Origin of the sequence: Brevibacterium sp., assembly GCF_052105255.1 — a bacterium.
Taxonomy (GTDB): domain Bacteria; phylum Actinomycetota; class Actinomycetes; order Actinomycetales; family Brevibacteriaceae; genus Brevibacterium; species Brevibacterium linens_B.
Window position 1 is genome coordinate 85480 of record NZ_JBQDYQ010000002.1, and the last position, 21698, is coordinate 107177.

At 64.7% G+C, this 21698-nt stretch carries 22 protein-coding genes; 11 read left to right on the forward strand and 11 right to left on the reverse strand.

Features of this window, described 5'->3' with window-relative positions; translation table 11 throughout:
- The first annotated feature begins 142 nt into the window (after nucleotides 1-142).
- A complete protein-coding gene (locus ACTIIH_RS01175) occupies nucleotides 143-1426 on the forward strand; it encodes a citrate synthase (RefSeq protein ID WP_101544913.1) in 1284 nt (427 codons plus the stop codon).
- 499 nt (nucleotides 1427-1925) lie between these two features.
- Here ACTIIH_RS01175 and dapD read toward each other — a convergent pair whose 3' ends face one another.
- Nucleotides 1926-2870, reverse strand: a complete 945-nt coding sequence (gene dapD, locus ACTIIH_RS01180) for a 2,3,4,5-tetrahydropyridine-2,6-dicarboxylate N-succinyltransferase (protein ID WP_441090466.1) — start codon at nucleotides 2868-2870, stop codon at nucleotides 1926-1928.
- A 41-nt stretch (nucleotides 2871-2911) separates the two neighbouring features.
- Here dapD and dapE point away from each other — a divergent pair, with 41 nt between their 5' ends.
- The 6 genes from dapE (at nucleotide 2912) to ACTIIH_RS01210 (ending at nucleotide 7692) form a co-directional block, all read left to right on the forward strand.
- A complete protein-coding gene (dapE, locus tag ACTIIH_RS01185; RefSeq protein WP_441450118.1) occupies nucleotides 2912-4078 on the forward strand; it encodes a succinyl-diaminopimelate desuccinylase in 1167 nt (388 codons plus the stop codon).
- A gap of 5 nt (nucleotides 4079-4083) precedes the next feature.
- Nucleotides 4084-4911: a TIGR00730 family Rossman fold protein gene (locus tag ACTIIH_RS01190; RefSeq protein ID WP_441450119.1), complete on the forward strand. Its 828-nt coding sequence runs from the start codon at nucleotides 4084-4086 to the stop codon at nucleotides 4909-4911.
- Nucleotides 4908-5807 (forward strand): dihydropteroate synthase, encoded by a 900-nt coding sequence (gene folP, locus ACTIIH_RS01195; protein ID WP_441450120.1) that lies wholly within the window; start codon nucleotides 4908-4910, stop codon nucleotides 5805-5807. The genes ACTIIH_RS01190 and folP overlap by 4 nt, the downstream gene beginning before the upstream one ends.
- Nucleotides 5808-5842: 35 nt before the next feature.
- A complete protein-coding gene (locus tag ACTIIH_RS01200; RefSeq protein WP_441090462.1) occupies nucleotides 5843-6139 on the forward strand; it encodes a DivIVA domain-containing protein in 297 nt (98 codons plus the stop codon).
- A complete protein-coding gene (locus ACTIIH_RS01205; protein ID WP_441450121.1) occupies nucleotides 6136-7371 on the forward strand; it encodes a hypothetical protein in 1236 nt (411 codons plus the stop codon). Before ACTIIH_RS01200 ends, ACTIIH_RS01205 begins: the two co-directional genes overlap by 4 nt.
- A gap of 150 nt (nucleotides 7372-7521) precedes the next feature.
- Nucleotides 7522-7692 (forward strand): DUF3117 domain-containing protein, encoded by a 171-nt coding sequence (locus tag ACTIIH_RS01210; RefSeq protein WP_064485784.1) that lies wholly within the window; start codon nucleotides 7522-7524, stop codon nucleotides 7690-7692.
- A 78-nt stretch (nucleotides 7693-7770) separates the two neighbouring features.
- Here ACTIIH_RS01210 and ACTIIH_RS01215 read toward each other — a convergent pair whose 3' ends face one another.
- Both ACTIIH_RS01215 and ACTIIH_RS01220 read right to left on the reverse strand, forming a co-directional pair.
- Nucleotides 7771-8406, reverse strand: coding sequence for an O-methyltransferase (locus ACTIIH_RS01215; RefSeq protein ID WP_441450122.1), 636 nt, complete (start codon nucleotides 8404-8406; stop codon nucleotides 7771-7773).
- A gap of 36 nt (nucleotides 8407-8442) precedes the next feature.
- On the reverse strand, nucleotides 8443-8775 hold the full coding sequence (locus tag ACTIIH_RS01220) for an MGMT family protein (RefSeq protein WP_441450123.1): 333 nt from the start codon (nucleotides 8773-8775) through the stop codon (nucleotides 8443-8445).
- 82 nt (nucleotides 8776-8857) lie between these two features.
- Here ACTIIH_RS01220 and ACTIIH_RS01225 point away from each other — a divergent pair, with 82 nt between their 5' ends.
- Nucleotides 8858-9313 (forward strand): twin-arginine translocase TatA/TatE family subunit, encoded by a 456-nt coding sequence (locus ACTIIH_RS01225; protein WP_441450124.1) that lies wholly within the window; start codon nucleotides 8858-8860, stop codon nucleotides 9311-9313.
- Nucleotides 9314-9353: 40 nt separating this feature from the next.
- On the opposite strand, the gene ACTIIH_RS01230 is transcribed toward ACTIIH_RS01225, so the two are convergent.
- The 3 genes from ACTIIH_RS01230 to ACTIIH_RS01240 form a co-directional block, all read right to left on the reverse strand.
- Nucleotides 9354-10475: an Mrp/NBP35 family ATP-binding protein gene (locus ACTIIH_RS01230; RefSeq protein ID WP_441450125.1), complete on the reverse strand. Its 1122-nt coding sequence runs from the start codon at nucleotides 10473-10475 to the stop codon at nucleotides 9354-9356.
- A gap of 69 nt (nucleotides 10476-10544) precedes the next feature.
- Nucleotides 10545-11093: a DUF1003 domain-containing protein gene (locus tag ACTIIH_RS01235; RefSeq protein ID WP_441450126.1), complete on the reverse strand. Its 549-nt coding sequence runs from the start codon at nucleotides 11091-11093 to the stop codon at nucleotides 10545-10547.
- Nucleotides 11094-11095: 2 nt separating this feature from the next.
- On the reverse strand, nucleotides 11096-12370 hold the full coding sequence (locus tag ACTIIH_RS01240) for a magnesium transporter MgtE N-terminal domain-containing protein (protein WP_441450127.1): 1275 nt from the start codon (nucleotides 12368-12370) through the stop codon (nucleotides 11096-11098).
- 216 nt (nucleotides 12371-12586) lie between these two features.
- Between ACTIIH_RS01240 and ACTIIH_RS01245 the strand changes: the two genes are divergently transcribed.
- Nucleotides 12587-14512 (forward strand): calcineurin-like phosphoesterase C-terminal domain-containing protein, encoded by a 1926-nt coding sequence (locus ACTIIH_RS01245; RefSeq protein WP_441450128.1) that lies wholly within the window; start codon nucleotides 12587-12589, stop codon nucleotides 14510-14512.
- A 110-nt stretch (nucleotides 14513-14622) separates the two neighbouring features.
- Here the strand turns inward: ACTIIH_RS01245 and ACTIIH_RS01250 are convergent, their stop codons facing one another.
- Nucleotides 14623-15714 (reverse strand): P1 family peptidase, encoded by a 1092-nt coding sequence (locus ACTIIH_RS01250; protein ID WP_441450129.1) that lies wholly within the window; start codon nucleotides 15712-15714, stop codon nucleotides 14623-14625.
- On the reverse strand, nucleotides 15714-17240 hold the full coding sequence (locus tag ACTIIH_RS01255) for an aminopeptidase P family protein (protein WP_441090453.1): 1527 nt from the start codon (nucleotides 17238-17240) through the stop codon (nucleotides 15714-15716). The genes ACTIIH_RS01250 and ACTIIH_RS01255 overlap by 1 nt, the downstream gene beginning before the upstream one ends.
- 78 nt (nucleotides 17241-17318) lie before the next feature.
- Between ACTIIH_RS01255 and ACTIIH_RS01260 the strand changes: the two genes are divergently transcribed.
- Entirely contained in the window at nucleotides 17319-18176 is an 858-nt protein-coding gene (locus ACTIIH_RS01260; RefSeq protein WP_169252075.1) for a PHP domain-containing protein, read from the forward strand.
- A gap of 146 nt (nucleotides 18177-18322) precedes the next feature.
- Here ACTIIH_RS01260 and ACTIIH_RS01265 read toward each other — a convergent pair whose 3' ends face one another.
- Nucleotides 18323-19855, reverse strand: a complete 1533-nt coding sequence (locus ACTIIH_RS01265; RefSeq protein WP_441450130.1) for a DEAD/DEAH box helicase — start codon at nucleotides 19853-19855, stop codon at nucleotides 18323-18325.
- A 60-nt stretch (nucleotides 19856-19915) separates the two neighbouring features.
- Between ACTIIH_RS01265 and ACTIIH_RS01270 the strand changes: the two genes are divergently transcribed.
- Nucleotides 19916-20548: a ferritin-like fold-containing protein gene (locus tag ACTIIH_RS01270; protein WP_441450131.1), complete on the forward strand. Its 633-nt coding sequence runs from the start codon at nucleotides 19916-19918 to the stop codon at nucleotides 20546-20548.
- A gap of 143 nt (nucleotides 20549-20691) precedes the next feature.
- On the opposite strand, the gene ACTIIH_RS01275 is transcribed toward ACTIIH_RS01270, so the two are convergent.
- Both ACTIIH_RS01275 and ACTIIH_RS01280 read right to left on the reverse strand, forming a co-directional pair.
- Complete coding sequence (locus ACTIIH_RS01275) at nucleotides 20692-20913, reverse strand: DUF3107 domain-containing protein (protein WP_169252078.1); 222 nt, start codon at nucleotides 20911-20913, stop codon at nucleotides 20692-20694.
- Nucleotides 20914-21033: 120 nt separating this feature from the next.
- Nucleotides 21034-21627 carry a TetR/AcrR family transcriptional regulator gene (locus ACTIIH_RS01280; protein ID WP_441090449.1) on the reverse strand — a complete coding sequence of 198 codons (594 nt, stop codon included), beginning with the start codon at nucleotides 21625-21627 and terminating at the stop codon, nucleotides 21034-21036.
- Between the last annotated feature and the right edge of the window lie 71 nt (nucleotides 21628-21698).

Consider the following 21698-nt stretch of genomic DNA (forward strand, 5'->3'; position numbering starts at 1 on the left):
TCTGCCCTGGTCAGAAGTATTACCAACCAGTAAATGAAGCGTGCAGTGATTTTCTGATTCCCGCAGTTGTCGGTAGTCTGTGAAAGAACTGTGCAAAACACCTCAGGAAGTTCTTGGGGTCGGTCAACGGTGAGGAGATCGAATGACTTCGGAGGCGAACCTCAGGATCGCTGATACGGAGCTGACACTGCCCGAGGTGTCAGCAACAGCGGGCAACAACGGATACCGTATCGGTTCTCTGCTCAAAGAGACCGGCGCGGTCACATACGATCCAGGGTTTGCCAACACTGCAACCACCTCGTCGTCCATCACCTACATCGATGGTGACAACGGTGAGCTGCAGTACCGCGGGTACCCGATCGAACAGCTCGCGGAACAGTCGAACTTCGTCGAAGTCTGCTACCTCCTTATCTACGGTGAGCTGCCGACTCAGGAACAATATGATGCCTTCGACGCTCGCCTGCGCGGGCACACCATCGTCCACGAGGACCTGAGGCGCTTCTTCCGTGCGTTCCCGTACGACGCTCATCCGATGCCCATGGTTGCAGCTGCCGTCGCGGCGTTGTCGACGTTCTACCAAGATGACCTCGATGTCTTTGACGAAGACCAGATCGACACGTCGTCTTTCCGTCTGCTCGCGAAGATGCCGACCATCGCTGCACTTGCGCATCGGAAGAACATGGGGCTGCCGGTCATCCACCCGGACAACTCGCTGAGCCTGGTCGAGAACTTCCTGCGCGTGAACTTCGGCGTTCCCGCTGAGGAATACGAACCGGATCCGCTGGCAGTCAAGGCCATGGATCAGCTCTTCATCCTCCACGCCGATCACGAGCAGAACTGCTCGACCTCGACGGTTCGTCTCGTCGGCTCCTCGCAGGCCAACGTGTTCCAGTCGATTTCGGCCGGCGTCAACGCCCTGGCCGGACCGCTGCACGGCGGCGCGAACTCCGCCGTGCTCGAGATGCTCGAACAGATCGCGGCCTCCGATGACGGACCGAAGAAGTTCATGGAACGCGTGAAGAACAAGGAAGACGGCGTTCGTCTCATGGGCTTCGGCCACCGCGTGTACAAGAACTACGATCCGCGCGCGAAGATCATCAAGAAGACCGCGGACGAGGTTCTCGCCCGTTCCGGCGGCGACCCGCTGCTCGAGCTGGCTCAGCAGCTCGAAGAGATCGCGCTGGCAGACGACTACTTCGTCGAGCGCAAGCTCTACCCGAACGTCGACTTCTACACGGGCCTCATCTACAAGGCCCTCGGATTCCCGACGAATATGTTCACTGTGCTGTTCTCGGTCGGTCGTCTGCCTGGCTGGATCGCTCAGTGGCGCGAGATGATCAAGGACCCCGAGACGAAGATCGGCCGTCCCCGCCAGATCTACACGGGCGAATACAACCGGAACTACAAGGACATCAGCGAACGCTGAGTCCCGGCAGACGCAACGGCGTCGGGCAGAATCTTCTGCCCGGCGCCGTTGCGCATTCACTTGCCGTCTCGTGCAGCCGCTCTTTCCCCATCCCGCACCGGTAGTGCCACTTCGCGTCGCAGGAGGCTTGTCCTACAGGTGCTGACGCATCCATCATCCTTCCTGCCACATCCACCTGCAGGAACACTGTGGTATGCAAGTACGGGTGGGTGATGCGGGGCTTCCCGGCGAAGAACTGTCGAAGGCACCACGTTGCTTCTGCCGCTGGCAGCAACTCTCACCGCTGGTGACTGTTCATACAGCTGCTTGTGCATTCATCACCTTTCGTTCCGCAATCCCCTGTAGTAACCGGGCGATATGGCACTCGCACGGTGTTTTGCCGCCGGCAGGGTGACTCGTCGCGAAGCATGTGGGATGCCTGGCGTCGGCGAGGAGTGAATGCGCTGAGGGCGCGTCCACATGATGTGAACGCGCCCTCAGCGGCAGTGCGGCGTCTGACTCAGTGCAGGTCGGGGTTGAGCTCGATGCCCTTGGAGTCGCGGGCGATCGCCTCAACGGCGCCGGTGACCGAATTGCGGCGGAAGAGGATGTTGTTCTTCCCGCTGAGTTCGGCGGCCTTGACCACGGCATCGCCTTCGCCGGCGACCGTCACGCGGGTGCCTGCAGTGATGTAGAGACCGGCTTCGACGATGCAGTCATCGCCGATGGAGATGCCGACTCCGGCATTGGCACCCAGGAGGCTGCCCGAGCCGATGGAGATGCGATGAGTGCCGCCGCCGGAGAGCGTGCCCATGATCGAAGCTCCGCCGCCGATGTCCGATCCGTCGCCGACGACGACGCCCTGCGAGATGCGGCCCTCGACCATGGCCGAACCGAGGGTGCCGGCGTTGAAGTTCACGAAGCCTTCGTGCATGACGGTGGTGCCGGGAGCAAGATGGGCGCCGAGACGGACACGGTCGGCATCGGCGATGCGCACACCGGAGGGGATGACGAAGTCCGTCATCCGCGGGAACTTGTCGAGTCCGTATACGGCGACGGGACCGCGGGCGAGCAGTTTGGCGCGAGTGGCCTCGAAGTCCTCGGGCGAGCAGGCGCCGAAGGAGGTCCACACGACATTGGCGATATGCCCGAAGATGCCGTCGAGGTTGACGTCATTGGGGGTCACGACGCGGTGGGACAGTGCGTGCAGACGCAGGTAGGCATCGGCCGCCGAGGCGGGACCGGCGTCGAGATCGATTGTGGTGGTGACGACTTCTGACCGGGTGCCGCGGGCCTCATCGGCTCCCCCGAGCGCGTCGAGTCCGTCGTCGGCGGCGCGGGCGGTGGCGGCCGCCTCGGCGGTGTCGTGGGTATCACCGGTGCTCAAGGCGGGGTACCAGACGGAGAGGACGGTGTCGGAATGGATCGTGGCGAGTCCGCGTGCGGAAACAATGCGTTCTGTCATGCCTCAAGCCTAGACGGTGGCGCCGTACTAGGCTAAGAGACATGACTGTCGATCCATCTGCTGAGACTGATGCCATATTCGCGCCCGCCGTAGACCTAGGTGAATACCTGTTCGCCGCACTGGGCGACCCGGCCGAACTCACCGGTCGTCTGTGCGCCATCGAATCCGTGTCGGGGCACGAAACCGTCCTCGCAGATGCCGTCGTCGACGTGCTGGAGAGGATCAGCGCAGGGCCGGGCCCGGACCTGGAGATCCTCCGCGACGGAGACACCATCATCGCGCGCACCGACCTGGGGCTGGCCGAGCGCATCGTCGTCGCCGGCCACCTCGACACCGTTCCCGTCGAGGACAATCTTCCGCCTGTGCGCACCCATATGACCGGAGAGAACTACCCCGCTGATGAGGTCATCTGGGGTCGGGGCGCCTGCGACATGAAGGCCGGAGTGGCGATGCAGCTGGCCACGGCGGCCGCGCTGACTGCACCTAATCGCGACGTCAGCTGGGTCTTCTACGACCACGAAGAGGTCGATGCCTCACGCAACGGGCTCGGCCGCGTCTCCCGCAATCACCCCGATTGGCTCACCGGTGACTTCGCGATCCTCGGCGAACCCTCCAACGCCTCCGTCGAAGGCGGCTGCAACGGAACCATCCGCGTCGACGTCACCACCACCGGAGTCCGCGCCCACTCGGCACGTGCATTCATGGGCGTCAACGCCATCCACTCCGCCGCCGAGGTGCTCACCAGTCTCGCCGAATTCGAGACCGACACCGTCACGGTCGACGGCCTCGACTACCGCGAATCCCTGTCCGCGGTGAATATCCGCGGGGGAGTCGCCGGCAATGTCGTGCCCGACCAATGCGTCGTGTCCGTGAACTACCGCTTCGCTCCGAGCAAATCCGCCGCCGAGGCAGAGTCCTTCCTGCGCGAGTTCTTCACCGGATTCGACGTCGTCGTCACCGATGCCGCAGAAGGTGCGCGCCCCGGACTCGACAGGGCCATCGCCCAGGACTTCATCGATACGCTCGGACTCTCCCCGGCCCCGAAGCTCGGCTGGACCGATGTGTCCCGATTCAGCGCACTGGGAGTTCCGGCGGTGAATTTCGGTCCCGGCAACCCGCTGTATGCTCACAAGTCGGATGAGCATGTGAGAGTCGCCGAGGTGGACCAGGCCACCGCAACTCTGCGCAGCTACCTTCAGGGCCGGTGAATGAGATGACCAGATCGACAGACGATTCGACCGGCGACCCGACAGACGATTCGACGGACGACCCTACCGGCGACCCTGGCTACTACAGCAAGGGCCCGCTGCGTCTCAGCGGTGACCAGGTGCCGAAGACGACGACGGACCAGCGTCTCCTCGAATCGAAGTCCGGCACCGACTGGGTGCATGAGGACCCGTGGCGGGTCATGCGCATCCAAGCCGAGTTCGTCGAAGGATTCGGCTCGCTGGCCGAGATCGGCCCGGCCGTGTCGATCTTCGGGTCTGCCCGTCTGAAAGCCGGCACCCGGGCGTATGCGGACACCCGAGAGATCGCCCGCCGCCTTGCGGAGAGCGGCAACGCGATCATCACCGGCGGGGGACCCGGAATCATGGAATCCGGCAACCGCGGTGCCTGTGAGGGCGGGGGAGTGTCCATCGGGCTGGGCATCGAGCTGCCCTTCGAAACCGGATTCAACGAGCACGTCGAACTCGGCGTGAACTTCCGCTACTTCTTCGTCCGCAAGACCATGTTCCTCAAGTACTCGCGCGGATTCGTCGTCATGCCCGGCGGCCTGGGCACACTCGACGAGCTGTTCGAAGCCCTCACCATGGTCCAGACCGGCAAGATCACGTCATTCCCGATCGTGCTCGTCGGCGCTGACTACTGGCGCGGGCTCGTCGATTGGATGCAGAACACCCTTCTGGCCGCTGGGACGATCAGCGAAGCGGATCTGGACATGTTCACGCTCACCGACGACATCGACGAAGTCGTTGCCGCGATCGGACCGGGACACCGCACGGACTCCGCGGTGTCGTCATCTGCGAACGGCCGACCGTGAGGGGTGACGCCGCCGGCCAGCCGGAGGCCGAACGGTTCGAGCTGTCCCGGGCCCGGCGCGGAACCCCGGCGATCATGGCCGTGATCAACCGCACCACCGATTCCTTCTACGAATCTGCCGCCACCCTCGATGAGGCGATCGCTGCGGTGGGGGCCGCCGCCTCCGCCGGTGCCGAGATCGTCGATATCGGAGGTGTGCGCGCCGGCCGCGGTCGGGAGATCTCCGTGGCCGAGGAGATCGACCGCGTGTGCCCGACCATCGAAGCCGTCGCGGGCTCCCACCCGCACGTGCTCATCAGCGTCGACACCTGGCGCCATGAGGTGGCCGAGGCAGCCTGCAGGGCCGGCGCGGGACTGCTCAATGACACTTGGGCAGGGGTCGACCCGAAGCTCGCCGAGGTGGCCGCCCGGAATGATGTCGGCATCGTCTGCTCCCACACAGGCGGATTGGATCCGCGCACCGACGCCCACCGCAACCGCTATGGTCTGCAGGCCGGTGACGTCGTCGACTCCACCGTCTCCGGCGTCATCGAGCTCGCCGAGGCGGCCCGTGCGGCAGGGGTCCGCGAAGACCGGATCATCATCGACCCCACTCCGGACTTCGGGAAGAACACGTACCATTCGCTGCGGCTGCTGCGCGAACTCGAACGGTTCACCGCCACCGGCTACCCGGTGCTGCTGGCGATCTCACGGAAGGATTTCGTGGGAGAGTCCATCGGCGAGGTCGGTCCACAGGATCGACTGTACGGGACGATCGCCGCAACCGCGCTGGCCATCGAGAAGGGAGCGGCGCTGATCCGCACACACGACGTGAGAGCCACTGCCGACGCGATCGACGTGACCGTGGCGATCACCGGTGAAGCGGCACCGAAACACACCGTGCGCGGCCTGCGCTGAGCATTCCGCGCAGGCGCCTATGCGAAAATGGGGGCATGCCTCTGTGGATTGTCATCGGTGTCGCGGCCGCGGTCTTCGTCCTCGTATTCGTCGTCGCAGCGACCTTCAACGTCTTCTCTTCCGAAACCATCGACGAGGCCGAAGAGCGCTGGACCGGGCTGCCTGCGGAGTTCACCGGCGAGGACCTGGAATCGGTGCGATTCCGGCCCGCCCTGCGCGGCTACCGGATGGACGACGTCGACGAGGCCATGTCGATGCTGCGCGCACGCCTGATCGAACTCGAATCCGCAGCTGCCTCTGACGGACCGGAAACGGCTGCCGGACCACGATGAGTCGCCCCCCAGATCTGCCCGGAATCACCCTCGCCCCCGAAGTCTTCGATTCCTCGCGCTGCAGCCGCCTCAGCGCTCTGTTCATGAGCCTGCCCGTGTGGCTGCAGGCGGTTTCCGTGTACTTCGTCTCCCGCGTCGTGAGCATGTCGATCTTCGCCGCGGTCCTCAAACGTCAGGACCCGGCGAACTGGTCGTCGTCACCGGTGACGACGACGCTTAATGACTTCCTCAACTTCTGGGACGGCGGCTGGTACGTGCGTGTCGCCGACGAAGGGTATCCTCGCGTTCTGCCGGTCGACGAATCCGGATCTGTCGCGGAGAACCAATGGGCGTTCTATCCGCTGCATCCCTCGATCGTCGCCACTGTCTCAGACCTCACGGGGCTGAGCTACGAGGTCATCTCGCCGATCGCGTCCACGATCGCCGCGGGGCTGGCGTCGATCGTCATCCTCCACCTCTTCCGCAAGTACGTCGATGCCGGCCAGGCGCTGACGGGACTGGCTCTTGTCATGTTCTTCCCGCCCGCCGCGATCTTCTCCACCGGATATGCCGAATCTCTGACCCTTCTGCTGCAGGCGACGGCGCTCTTCCTCGTCGTCGAGCGCCGGTACCTCACCGCGATCCCGGTCGTGGCCTTCATGGATCTGTCGCGGCCGATCGGCGTCGCGTTCTCGTTCTTCATGCTCTTCCACCTCATCGACCGCTTCCTTCGCCGCCGCAGCGATCCGTATCCGACCGGCGAGGTGGTCCGGTCCTGGACGCTGGGCGTGTCCTCCTGCGCAGCGGCACTCATCCACCCGATCCATGCGTGGTGGGCGACCGGATCGCTGACCGCCTATACCGACACCGAGGCGGCTTGGCACACCGGCGAGACCAGCTTCGTCGTCCAGTGGGTGGCCCGGTCGATCAGCCTCATCGGTCCGCTCGGACCGGTGCTGCTCGTCATCGTCGTCGCCGGAATGCTCGCCTTGATCTTCTCACCGGCGGGAGCGCATATGGGTCGGACGCTGCAGCTGTTCTGCCTCGGCTACGGGCTGTACCTGCTCATCTTCTTCAATCCGCAGACCTCCACCCTGCGGCTGCTGCTGCCGCTGTTCCCGTTGGCGCTGACACTGGCGCTGGTACGCTCACGAGGTTATCGGGCCGTGCTGCTGGTCGCCTGTATCCTGCTTCAGATCGTGTGGGTCGCCTATCTGTGGCACTTCACTCCGCCCGCCGACCTGCCTCCGTGACCGTCAGCCGATCTGCGCCGTGACTGCCCGCAGGGTGGAAGAGTTGCGAAGAGTTACCGGGAACGCGCGGATCATGGAATAATCTTAAGTACATCATTCGGTCCACCTGGTGTGAACCGTCTTTGCATGACAACGGAAGGAAGAGCCCATATGGCAGCCCAGAAACCCCGCACCGGCGACGGACCTCTGGAAGTGACCGAAGAAGGCCGAAGCATGGTGATGCGGCTTCCAGTCGAAGGCGGAGGCCGCCTGGTGATCGAACTCAGCAGAGACGAAGCCACCGGACTCCACGACACCCTCGCCCAAACACTGGGGCTCTGAGCCGACGGCCGCAGCATACGGCCGAGCGGAGACTCACGAACAGCAGAGACTTACCTGTAAGTCTCTGCTGTGCTCGCTTCACCGGGCCTTCTGCAGAAGCAGCAGCCCTTCGCCGATGGGCAGCAGCACCCGTTCGAGGCCTTCCTGTTCTGCGATGCGATTGAGCGAGCTGCGGGCAGCCTGAGTGCGAGGACTGCGATCGACGGGATCGGCGACGGCGCCCTTGAGCAGAGTCTTGTGGATGACCAACAGCCCCTGAGCGTCGAGCAGCCGCAGAGAGGGCTCGATCATCCTCTCCAGGCTGCCCGGCTCCACGTCGATGAAGACCATGTCATAGGCCGACGGGGCGAGTCGCTTGAGCACCTCTTCGGCGCGGCCGCTCATCAGACGCAGCCGACCAGGTCTGATCCCGGCCATGTCGACGAGATCCCGCGCGGCGCTCTGGGTCGTGGAATTCGTGTCGATCGACGTCAGTATCCCGGCGGTGGGCATTCCGCGCAGCAGCGACAGGGTCGATGTTCCGACTCCGGTGCCGACTTCGACAGCTGCGACCGGTGTGAGGAGGCGCGCCAGGAGAGTCAGGGTCTTCGCCGTGGTCTGGGAGACCGGCGCGATCCCGAACTCATGTGAATGGGTGCGAGCGGCGTCGAGCAGCGGATCGGGACCGTTGAACTGTTCCGAGAAGGTGAGATCACCTGCATTTTCGCGTGCCAACCGGCCCCTCCCTTCTGGTGCTGAGTTCTCCCAAGTCTAACCGCATTCGGGTTCGATTCCGTGGGCGCGCCACAGCCGATCGAGTTCGTCGACATCGAGGAACGCTTCGCGTTCGACGCGCGCATGTGAGTGCGCAGTGCCCTCAGCATCCCAGTGGATGCGGGCTCGGGCGAAGATCTCCGGCGGCAGGATCCCGGCCGCGTTGACGACTCGCCACCACGTGACGTTCGACCCGAATTCCCGCATCACCCGACCGACGTAGCGGGGTGAGCAGTCGGCGACGGCACCGACCGTGCCGTAGGCGACGACACGAGCGGCGGGAACGAGTTCGACGATGCGCAGCACCCGTTCGACGGCTATCTCGTCCACTGGGCCTCCCGGCGGGATCGGATTGTCGAACCTGTGCTGACCATGAGTCGATGCTAGCGCCGTCCACGGTAGACTTGAGATCATGTTCGGTATCAACGGCACCGAAATGGTGATTCTGGTCGTTGTGGCCTTGGTCGTGATCGGACCCAAACGCCTGCCCGAATACGCTCAGAAGCTGCGGGATTTCGTGCGACAGATGCGCCGCATGGCCGAAGGCGCGAAGGACAACGTCCGACGCGATTTCGGCGACGACTTCAAGGACGTGGACTGGCAGAAGCTCGACCCGCGTCAGTACGATCCGCGCCGGATCGTGCGTGAGGCCCTCGTCGAAGAGGATGCGGCCATCCGCGAATCCAAACGTCAGGAACGTGCAACTCAGGAATCGTCGCCCACTGAGTCCGCAGGCGCTGCAACGTCGACTCAGACCGACACCGAGGCGGCCCCCACCCGGGAGCGGTCACCCATCGAACGGTTCCAGGCCCAGGCCACCCTGCGCGACCGCGGGGCTGCGGCGCCGTTCGACCCCGAATCCACCTGAACCCGGGGTGATCTCACAGTGCCGAGGCGACGGCGCCGACTCACACCGGGCTCAGGCCCAGAGATCTGCCGGGCAGGCCCCGACTGCGTCGCTTGAGCGACTCTGCGAGAGCGTCGAAGGCCTGCGCGGCAGGAGACTCGGGGCTGCCGAGAACGACCGGGGTGCCGGCATCCGATCCTTCCCGCAGACGGGTGTCCAAGGGGATCTGAGCGAGCAGCGGAACCTCGCGTTCGACGGTGGCGGTGAGATTCTCGGCGACACTGGCACCTCCGCCGGATCCGAACACCTCCATCCGAGTGCCGTCGGGCATCTCCATCCACGACATGTTCTCGATGACTCCCGCCAACGCCTGCTTCGTCTGTGTGGCGATGGATCCGGCGCGTTCGGCGACCTGAGCGGCCGCTGACTGAGGTGTGGTGACGACGAGGAGTTCGGATGCGGGAAGCAGCTGTGCCACGGAGATCGCGATATCTCCTGTGCCGGGAGGCAGATCGAGCAGGAGCACGTCGAGGTCGCCCCAGAACACATCCGTGAGGAACTGCTGCAGGGCGCGATGGAGCATCGGACCGCGCCAGACGACGGCCTGATTCGGTGGGACGAACATGCCGATGCTCATCACCTTCACACCGTGGGAGATCTGCGGCAGGATCATCTCATCGACTCGGGTCGGCTTTCCGGAGAGTCCGAGCATGCCGGGGATGGAGAAGCCGTAGATATCGGCATCGACGACGCCGACGCGCAGCCCCTTCTCCGCCAGGGACACGGCGAGATTCGCCGTCACCGAGGATTTGCCGACTCCGCCCTTTCCGGACGCAACGGCATAGACCTTGGTCAGAGACTCCGGGCGGTTGAACGGGATGTCGCGGGTGCCGGAGCCCTGCAGCTTCTCCTTCATCGCCTTGCGCTGTTCGGGGCTCATCGTGCCCAGCACGACAACGACCTCGGTGACCCCGTCGACCCGGGCCACTGCGGCCTCCGTGTCCTTGGTGATCGTGTCCTTCAGCGGGCACCCGGCGATCGTGAGGAGAACGGTGACGGTGACCTTGCCGCCTTCGATGTCGATCGATTCGACCATATCGAGTTCGATGATGTTGCGGCGGATCTCAGGGTCGATGACCCCGGTCAGCGCCTCTCTCACGGCGCCCTCAGAGGGACCAGTCATGCCCACGTCCTTTCCTTCCCGGAACAGTGCTCCCGGGCCATCAACACTACCGCTTCGGCGGGCGTCTCGTCATCCGCCTCGAGGGTCGCCTCGGCGCTGTTCCGAGGCTTGGGAGTCGAGATCCTCGGCGCGGTGGCCGTCCTGCTTCTCTTCTTCCAGTTCCTTGAGCAGATCTTTCAGCTCAGAGCGGATGAAGTCGCGGGTGGCGACCTCACGCATGGCGATGCGCAGCGCCGCGACCTCCCGTGCCAGGTACTCGGTGTCGGCGAGGTTGCGTTCGGCGCGCTGCCGATCGTGTTCGAACTCGACGCGGTCCCGGTCTGTGCTGCGGTTCTCCGCGAGCAGGATCAGCGGAGCTGCGTAGGAGGCCTGCAGGGAGAGGATGAGGGTCAGCAGAGTGAAGTTCAGCGACCTCGGGTCGAACTGCCACGACTCGGGCAGCAGGGTGTTCCACAGCAGCCACACGGCACAGAACACCGTCATCCCGACGAGGAACGCCGGAGTGCCCATGAACCGGGCAAAGGCTTCGGCTCCGCGGCCGAAGGTCTCGGGGGAGACGGTGAAGCTCGGCAGTCGGCGTTTGCTCGACCTCGGGATCTCGAAATCATCGACGGCCATCTCTACCCCCTGCTGCGATCGTCACGACCGGTGGTTCGCCAGTCCTCGGGCAGAAGCTCGTCGAGGACGTCATCGACGGTGACCACACCGACGAGGCGATCGTTGTCGTCGGTGATCGGCACCGACACCAGATTGTACGCGGCCAGCAGCTTCGCCACCTCGCCGAGGGGAGTCTCCGGCGACAGCGGTTCGACCTCGGTGTCGAGCATGATGCCCACCGCCTCGTGCGGCGGATGGCGCAGCATCTCCTGGATGTGGACGAGACCCAGGTACTTGCCCGTCGGGGTCTCCACCGGCTGCCGGCAGACGAAGACCGCAGCGGCCAGAGCAGCCGGCAGGTCTTCCCGACGCACATGGGCCAGCGCCTCCGCGACCGTGGCCTCCGGGGTCAGGATCACGGGCTCGGTCGTCATCAGGCCGCCCGCGGTGTCGTCATCGTAGGCCAGCAGCGTCCGCACATCTTCGGCCTCGTCGGGCTCCATCAGCGTCAGGAACCGTTCGGCCTGTTCATCACTGAGCTCACCGAGGAGGTCGGCAGCATCATCGGGTGCCATTTCTTCGAGCACGGTCACGGCACGTTCGGTGTCGAGTCCTGTGAGGATCTCGATCTGGGTCTCGGCCGGAAGCTCCTCGACCACATCGGCGAGACGTTCGTCATCGAGGGCTCGGGCCACCTGAAGGCGCCGGGCCGAGTTCATCTCGAAGAGCACATCGGCGAGGTCGGCAGGCTTCGTGTCCTGATAGGCGGCGATGAGCTGGGTGGCTTCCTGGTCGACCTCGGAATCCACCGGATGGTCGGCGTCCGTCCAATCGATCTGCTTGGTCTCACCACGGCGGCGGAACGCGGCGAAGGCGCTGCGTTCGGGCACGCGCCGCACGAACAGGCGCGTGACCTCCCAGTCTTTGTTCACCTGCTGCTCGATGCCGACGTCTTCGATGAGCACCGGTGAGTTGTCCTCCCGCAGCCGCAGGCGCCGGTCGAGCAGATCATTCATCACCAAAGTCTCGGACTCGCGCTGCTCGAAGCGCCGCATATTCACCAGACCGGTGGTGATGACCTGACCGGAATCGATTGCGGTGACCCGGCCCATCGGCACGAAGACACGTCGCCGTCCCGGCACCTCGACGACGAGGCCGATGACACGGGGGGGCTGCCGCATCGTCGCACGGTAGACGAGGACAGCGTCGCGGACACGGCCGACCTGATCGCCGAGTGGGTCGAACACGGGGGCGGAGACGAGTCGAGCGACGAAGACTCTTTTCGGTGGACCACTCATGGTCTCAGACTACGTGGTGGGTGGAGATTTCAGTGGTCGCTTCCAGGAATTGAATCCAGATCACATTCGCCGCAGGTGGACGCACTGGGTGTCGGGTTCCACCCGGACTCTTCTCCTATTCATCAAGCCGTCCTGTCTGCTTCATCTCGTTGTCGCTCCGCCTCCCTAGGGTCATCTCTCGGCAGAACCCGCCACAGTCGAATACAGGAGAAATCCATGCAGACACGACGAATCCGCCCGCGCATCGCCGCCGCAGGCCTGGGAGCCTGCGCCGCGCTCGCGCTCTTCGCCCCGTTTCTCTCGCCCACGAAGGCGTCGGCCGCGGACGCACCGGCTGAACTCTACGAAGGCCACGTCCAGGTCGACCGCGGCAAGGCCGACGATCCGAAGAAGTTCACCGGTCAGGTCTTCGACGACGTCAACGAGAACTCGAAGCTCGATGGTGATGAGAAGGGCATCTCCGGTGTTGCGGTGAGCAACGGAGTCGACGTCGTCCAGACGGATGGAGACGGACGCTACGAGCTGACCGTGCGAGACAACATGACCGTCTCGATCACTCAGCCCTCCGGCTGGCAGGTTCCCGTCGATGAGGACAAGGTCGCACAGTTCAGCTACAACCACCTGCCCGAAGGCTCCGGTGACCTCAAATACGGCGGCATCGAACCGTCCGGGGACACGCCGAAGGCCGTCAACTTCCCGATGATCGAATCGCAGGCCTCGGCGAAGGGCGAGCAGAACTGCCCGATCGCCTCCGACACCCAGGCGTATGACACGACCGAGATGGGCTACGCCCGCGACGGTGCCGTCGGCGACCTCGCCGACCGCAGCGACTACGGGGCCTGCGGGGTGCTTCTGCTCGGCGACAACGTCGGTGACGACCTCAGCCTCAACGATGAACTGCGCGATATCTACTCCCAGATGAACGGACCCGTGCGCGTGGCCCCGGGCAACCATGACCAGGACTACGACGCGGTCGACGACGCTCACGCCCTCGACACGTTCCGTGACCAGTTCGGTCCCTCGTACTTCTCCTACGACGTGGGCAAAACCCACTTCGTCGTCCTCGACAGCATCGAATACGAGGGCAAGGCGAACCGGAAGAAGTACAAGGAGAAGATCAGTCAGGATCAGCTGACCTGGCTGGAGAACGATCTGAAGAACGTGCCGAAGAACGCGCAGGTCGTCGTCGCCACCCACGCGCCGATCCTCACGCACAAAGAGGTCGTCGTCGACAATGCGAAGGACTTCTACGGCGTCATCGCCGACTACCCGAACGCGGTGACCGTCGGCGGACACACGCACACTCAGGAGAACCTCGTCGCTGGCGAGACGCGGAAGGAATGGGCTGCAGCCGGGATCGAGAAGCTGCCGAATACGCAGATCGTCGCCGGTGCCGTCTCCGGCGACTGGTACTCCGGCGGACTCAATGCCGACGGGCTGCCGTACTCGTTCACTCAGGACGCTTCGGAACCGGGCGTGCTCACCCTCGAATACGACGGTGCTTCGCGCAGCGAACGCTACACCGTGCGAGGCGAATCCGACCACCATCAGCTGCTGCTCGGCGTGAACTCGCCAGAGTGGCGTGACTGGGCGCAGAAGGCCCAGGAGTGGCAGGACGCGGACAAGGAGGGCACTGCTCCGAAGGAGATCTCCGAACGCGTCGTCACCCGCGAGGACCTCAAGCAGGGTGAGACCTGGCTGACCTCGAGCTTCCTCGCCGGCACCTCGGACGCACGAGTCGAGGTCAGCTTCGACGGCAAGGCGCCGAAGCAGTCCGAGCACACTCAGCCGGGCAAAGGCGAAGCCCTGGCCAAGGGCTGGGAATACACCGATCCGTACACGGCGTCACAGAACCTGCGGACGTCCGGCAATGTGGGCCAGTCGAGCTCGCACCTGTGGCGGACCGAGATCCCCTCGAACCTCGACCTGGGCACCCACACCGCCGAGGTGACCGGAACCGACCGCTACGGTCGTGACTTCACCGAGTCGATCCGGTTCACCGTGGTCGAGGATGAGGCGGCCGCGAAGACCGAATCGCAGAAGCTGCTGCGTCAGGATGGGTTCGATGCGCAGCAGAAGAAGGAAGTCCGAGACCCGAAGGGTCTCGACTCCGAAGAGGCTCAGTCGGCTCGCAACGACTGAGCGCTGAAGAAGGAGCTGCAGCTCCGCGTGGCCGTCGGATGATGGCGCTTGGAAACTGCGGAGAACTGAGAGGAGCGGGGCCCGCCGAACGGCGGGCCCCGTCTCCGTAATCAGAGAGTGTTGAACTCCGAGGTGAAATCAGGTGCGATCTCGCTCAGCGTCGGCGGCTGCCCCCAAGCACTGTCGACGGGTGTCACCGAAGCATGGGCGTCGAGGAAAGCCAAACTCAGCGCATCGGCCGCCGCCGCGGAGATCATCACGAGCTCTCGGGTGGCGGCGTCACGATCGGCGGGCAGATCCTGGGCTCCGGTGGCGATGCCGAAGACCGTATCGCCGTCGAAGAGAGTGTGCGACGGCTGCACGGCTCGCGAGATGCCGGCGTGTGCTCCCGAGGCCATCCGTGTGGTCTGGGCCGGATCGAGTCGCGCATCGGTGGCGATGATCGCGATCGTCGTGTTCTTCGCCGAGGATCCCGAACCCGGTGACGGTGCGGCGGGAAGTCCGCGGACCCCGGGCAGATCGAGACCGACCGACCGCAGCAGCGGGTCCAACCACAGACCGCCCGACGGTGTGCCGATCGTCCCCAGTGAATTCGCTGCCACAAGAGCCGCGACAGTGGTTCCGCTGGGCAGACGGACGGCGAAGGAACCGAGTCCTCCCCGCAGGGTCTGAAACCCGGACCGAGCTCCTGTGCCTGCTCCGATGCTGCCTCGGACTTCGCCCGTTCGGCCGGAGAGCGCCGCGCGTGCCGCCTGTGTGCCCTCGTCCGGCTGCGGCGGGGCGAGGGAACCGTCCCCGCGGCCGAGGTCGTAGATCGCGGCCGCGGGGACGAGCGGAATGACCGCATCGGCGAGTCCGGGAGCGGGGAATCCGAGTCCCGCCTCGGCGAGGGTGTCGACGACACCGGACACGGCGCCCAAACCGAACGCGGATCCGCCGGTGAGGACGATCGCATCGGCACCGTATGAATGCGTGCCCGGCGCGATGACATCGGTCTCACGGGTGGCGGGACCGCCGCCGCGGACTTCGACGCCGATGGTCGAATCGAGTGGGGGCAACACGGTGGTGATCCCGGTCAGGCGGGTCTCGGTGAGCTCACCGGCATGACCGAGGCGAATGCCGGGGATCTCAAGGATTCCGCGCCCGCGGACCGGACCGGAGCGCGCGTCCGAACCCGGCCTGCGGGCGGCACCCGGGGTCATCAGCGGACCTGGTCCCGTCCCTGCACCCAGGCTTCGATCTCGGTTCGGGTGCGGGGGAAGTCGGCCGAGAGATTCTCCACTCCGTCGGCGGTGACGAGCACGTCGTCCTCGATGCGGACACCATTGCCGCGGAACTCCTCGGGCAGCAGCAGGTCGTCGGACTTGAAGTACAGCCCGGGCTCGATGGTGAAGATCATTCCCGGCTCGATGGTGGCGTCCAGGTACATCTCCGCTCTCGCCTGCGCGCAGTCATGGACGTCGAGGCCGAGGTGGTGGCTGGTGCCGTGGACCATCCACCGGCGGTGCTGCTGCCCTTCGGGCGACAGTGAGTCGGCGGCGGAGACCGGAAGCACGCCGAACTCTTCGAGACGCGTCGCGATGACCTCCATGGCCGCCTCGTGGACCTCTCGGAACTTCACGGGACGGTCGGTGTGTTCGGCGGCCACGGCGAAGGCGGCGTCGGAGGCTTCGAGCACGGCATCGTAGACCTTCGCCTGCACCTGACTGAATGTCCCTGAGACGGGCAGGGTGCGTGTGATGTCCGCTGTGTAGAGCGAATCCGCTTCGGCTCCGGCGTCGACGAGGATGAGGTCACCGTCCCGGACCTGGCCGTCGTTGCGGATCCAGTGCAGGGTGCAGGCATTGTTGCCCGAGGCGGCGATCGTGTCATAGCCGACTCCATTGCCGTCGGAGCGGGCAGCGGTTTCGAACGCGGTTTCGACGATTCGCTCACCCCGGCGGTGTCCGAGTGCGGTCGGCAGCGATGCCACCACATTGTCGAATCCGGCTCGGGTGATGGCGACGGCTTCGCGCAGCTGCGCGATCTCGTGGTCGTCCTTGATCAGGCGCAGCTCGGAGAGCATCTGGGCCAGTTCCGCATCTCCGGCCTCGGACGTCTCGAGATCGGCCTGGACCTGGGTGCGAGCGAGGTCGATGACTCCGTCGATGCGAGCATCGGCCTGACGGACGAGGCGGACGGAGATGGCACCGAGATCTTTCGTGATGGCGTCATCGACGGTGGCGGAGTCCGCCGTGGCGATGCCGGTCATGTGGGACATGGCCTCGAGGTCGGCACGGGGTCCGACCCAATATTCGCCGTAGCGGGAATCGGAGAAGAACTCTTCGGTGTCGGCGCCGGCTCGAGGACGGAAGTACAGTGTCACGTCGTGGCCGTCGCCCTCGGGTTCGAAGACGAGAACGGCGTCGGGCTCGGAATCGGCCTCCAGGCCGGTGAGATGGATGAACGCGGAATGGGCGCGGAAACGGTAGTCGGTGTCGTTCGAGCGGACCTTGAGTCCGCCGGCGGGAACGACGAGCCGCTCACCGGGGAAGGCTGCCGAGACGGCATCCCGGCGTGCCGGGGTGAAACCGGCGGCGGCGAGGGCCTCGGCATTGAGAGGTGTGCGATCCCAACCGGAGGCGACGAAGTCGCGGAAGGCGGTGGAATTCGGTCGATGCGAGCGATTGTTCACGCGGTCTGAGAGGTGCTGTGTCGAGTCTGCGAGTTCTGGATTATGCTCTGTCATGCCGCCAGTCTAGACGGGTGGAGTGACATGGAGTGCACATGTGGAAGTCGGAACGACAGATGCAGATACACTGTGACCATGGTCATCGATCTCCATGTGCACACCGCATTCTCGGACGGGACCCAGACTCCTTCCGAACTCATCTCAGAAGCCTCGATGGAGGGCATCGACGTCGTCGGACTCACCGACCACGACACCACCGCCGGTTGGACCCTTGCCGAAGATGCTGCCCGAGTCTACGGGCTCGGACTGGTGCGGGGAATGGAGATCTCCTGCCGCTACGAGGGCATCAGCGTGCACCTTCTGTCGTACCTGCACGACCCGTACGATACGGGTCTGGCCGAAGTCGTGCAGGAGACGAGGCGGGCCCGCCTCGACCGCACACACCTCATCATCGAACGATTGGCCGAAGACTATCCGATCGATATGGATGCGGTGCTCTCGGTCTCCGGCGAAGACGCCACGATCGGACGTCCGCATATCGCCGATGCGCTGGTGGCAGCCGGTGTCGTTGAAACTCGCACCGAAGCGTTCTCGTCGATTCTGTCCAGCCAGGGAAAATACCATGTGTCTCTGCCGACGATCGACCCGATCACTGCGATCGGACTCATTCGCGAAGCCGGGGGAGTCTCGGTCTTCGCTCACCCGCGCGCGGCCATGCGCGGCCGGGTGGTCCCTGATTCGGCGATCACCGATTTCATCGCCGCAGGCCTCGACGGGCTCGAGGTCGACCACCGGGACAATCCTCCGCAGGAGCGCGAAGCGATGCGGCGGCTGGCGCATGAGCATGACCTCATCATCACCGGCTCGAGCGACTACCACGGCACGGGCAAACCCAATCGTCTCGGCGAGCACGTCACCTCCGACCATATGCTCGCAAAGCTGCTCGAACGCGCCGCGTCACGGCCTGGTGGGGTCGACTACATTCAAGGCTGAGCCCATACGACAGACCGGCCACGAGCGCGAGAAGTCCGACAGACTGGAGGACGAGCAGGACCGGCATCGACATCGACGAGGGGCCCGACCACGCGGTCGGGCCCCTCGTCGGGTTGTGCGGGGACTCGGTCTCGCCCGCGGACGGATCAGTCCTCGCTGGAGTCGGCGGACGCCGGGCCGCCCTGACCCGACTGTCCGCCCTGCGCACGGTTGACCGGCTTACCGCCGCGGGTGCGGCGACGATTGCGCTGGCGACGCGGTTTGCGGCCGTCCTCACCAGTTGCCGACGAGGCGTCACGACGTTCGGACGAGCCGCCTCGGCGAGAGTCGGAACGGCTGCGGCCGGATCCGCGACGGTCGGATCCGCGGCCCTTGCGTTCTCCGGCGGACTTCTCGTCCTCTGCATCGGAGCGCTGGCGCGGCAGGCGGCCTTTGGTGCCCTTCGGGATTCCGAGGTCGGAGAAGAAATGCGGGGACGTCGAGTAGGTTTCGGCGGGTTCGTCGAAATCGAGTCCGAGGGCCTTGTTGATCAGTCGCCAGCGGGGCATGTCATCCCAGTCGACCAGAGTCATGGCGACACCGGAATTGCCGGCACGACCGGTGCGGCCGATGCGATGGACGTAGGTCTTCTCATCCTCGGGGCACTGGTAGTTCACGACATGGGTGACATCGTCGATGTCGATACCGCGGGCGGCGACATCCGTGGCCACGAGCACGTCGACCTTACCTTCGCGGAAGGACTTCAGGGCCTTCTCACGCTGTGACTGGCCGAGGTCCCCGTGGAGGGCCTTGACCGCGAAGCCGCGATCCTCGAGCTCGGCGGCGAGCTTGTCGGCGGTGCGTTTGGTGCGGGTGAAGATGATCGTGCGACCGCGGCCCTCGGCCTGGAGCATGCGGGCGACGAGCTCGGACTTGTCCATCGAATGGGCACGATAGACGAACTGTGTCGTGTTCTTGCCCGTCAGCGACAGATCCTCATGATCCTGAGCGCGGATATGGGTGGGCTGATTCATATAGCGGCGGGCCAGGGTGATGACCGCGCCAGGCATGGTGGCGGAGAACAGCATCGTCTGACGGTGCGCGGGCACCGCGTTGATGATCTTCTCCACATCCGGCAGGAAGCCGAGGTCGAGCATCTCATCGGCTTCGTCGAGGACGACGGTGCGGACGCGGTGGAGCTTGAGGATCCCGCGACCATAGAGGTCGAGGAGGCGGCCGGGGGTGCCGACGACGACGTCGACGCCGGACTTCAGCCGGTTGATCTGCGGATCGAAGTCCATGCCGCCGTAGATGGTCATGATATCGATATCGCGCTGCACCGAAGCGGTGACGAGATCGGCCGCGACCTGCTTGGCCAACTCACGGGTGGGGACGACGACGAGGGCCTGCGGCAGCCGCGGCTCCTTGGCATCGCCCACGATGTCGGGAGTCGAGTCGGGGTCGGAGGTGACCGACGAGTCCTCAGTCTTGCCGATGACGCGCTGGAGCAGGGGGATGCCGAATCCCAAGGTCTTCCCGGTGCCTGTCTTCGCCTGCCCGATGATGTCGGCTCCCGACAGTGCCACGGGCAGCGTCAGCGCCTGAATGGGGAAGGGGTGGGTGATTCCTGCCGAGGCCAGCGAGGCCACGATCGGTCCGGCGACTCCCAGTTCCGCGAAATCCGCTTCCGTCTCCGCCATATTCCAAACTCCTTTTAGCGCGTCTGCGCTTGTCATGGTGCGAACCGGTAGTCTTGAACCATGCCCGATTCTGTCTCATTGGCCGGTAATGATGCTGCAACGCTCGCGCTTGTCGCGTTCGGCGAGCTGACCGGTTTCGAACGTATGGCCACAAACGCGACGACCGCAGCGGATCTGGATGACAAGGTCATCCTGGCGCGGCTGGCCTCTCAGTCATTCGCGAACTTCGAACAGCTCTCACAGCACATCGATCAGATGGGCCAGGATGTGATCGAGCTCTGTCAGCATTTCGAACCGACATTCAGCACTCTGGCTGAAAGGACTCGTCCTCGCGACTGGTACGAAAGCCTCATGAAGGGTTTCGTCTTCGACGGAATCATGAGTGATTTCTACCGCACGGCGGTGGACGAACTCGCGGAGCCCGGATACAGCCTGGCTATTGCAATTCTCGATGATACACGTGCCAGCGAATATGCGCGCAATCGACTGACCACCGAAGTGGCCGTCGACACACAGTTGGCCTCACGATTGGCGCTGTGGGGGCGCAAGCTCGTCGCTGAGACCCTGGGCCGGGCCCGCAGTCTGCTCACCGACCCGTTCCTCGGGCTCGACGAAGATCTCGTCGTCGAACTGATCCCGGCGGTGACGTCGAACCATTCGAAGCGGATGTCGGCGCTCGGCCTCGTCGCCTGACTCCGCATTCCGACACCGGCTTCCACGGCGGGCCCGCGATCATTCGGCGGACGGAGGTTCCAGCGGCTGACCTGTGATCCACGGCGGACGCAGCAGGGCCCGGCCAGGATGACCGGGGCCCTGCTGGTGTTCAGGCGTGCGACTCAGGCGCTGAAGCCCACGCGACGCGAGGTCTCGGCACCGATCTCGAGGTAGCCTAGCGAAGCGGAGGGAACGAAGACCTGACGGCCCTTCGTGTCGGTGAAGGTCAGCAGTCCCTCGGACTGGATCTTCTCTTCGATGCGGGCGACGAGTGCCTTCGCATCCTCATCCGTTTCGACGATGATCTCACGCTGTGTCTGCTTGACGCCGATCTTGATTTCCATGGTGCTCCTTGTGCCGATGCTCGGTGACCGATGACGGATTGGACTGTGCTCAGCTTAACGTCCGCAGGCAGGGGTTTCTTCCCCACGGATTCCGCTGAGGGCTGAGGGGCGGGTGGGAACTCAGCGTTCGGCGAACGACCGCAGACCGCCCCAGCTCATCTGGGTGAGCAGTGCGACGGCCGTGTCGACGTCGATACCGCGCTGTGAGTCGATCTGTTTGACGACGACCTCAGCGGTGCCGATGAGAGCCCGACACAGCAGCTGCGCCTCATCGTCGCCGAGGCGGGCGAAGTTCTTCAGCGCCGAGACGACGCGTGTCGCCGAACTCTCACGCAGCGCGCGCAGCTTCTGCTCGGCCTTCGGCTCGTAGACATCCGAATTGAAGATGATGACGAACTCCTCGCGGTGTGAGACCACGAAATCGAAATAGGCACGGTAGGTCGCGTGGATCTGCTCAAGCGGATCGGTGGTCGACCCCAGAGCCTCGGCCAGACGGGAGTCGAGGTGCGCCGCCGAGGAATCGATGAGAGCCAGGTAGAGGTCCTGCTTGGAATCGAAGTGCTGATAGAGCACGGGCTTGGACACACCGGCAGCCTCGGCGATCATGTCCATCGAAGTCGTCCGATATCCACGGGTGGCGAAAACGGAGCGTGCGACACCCACCAATTGGTCGCGGCGCTGGTCACGGGGCAATCTCTGTTGTGGACTCGACATTCTTCAATGCTACGCGAAGTCGGGCCGTGCTCCGGGCATGCGCGCTGGCTTCGACGACGCGCCGGTTCCGG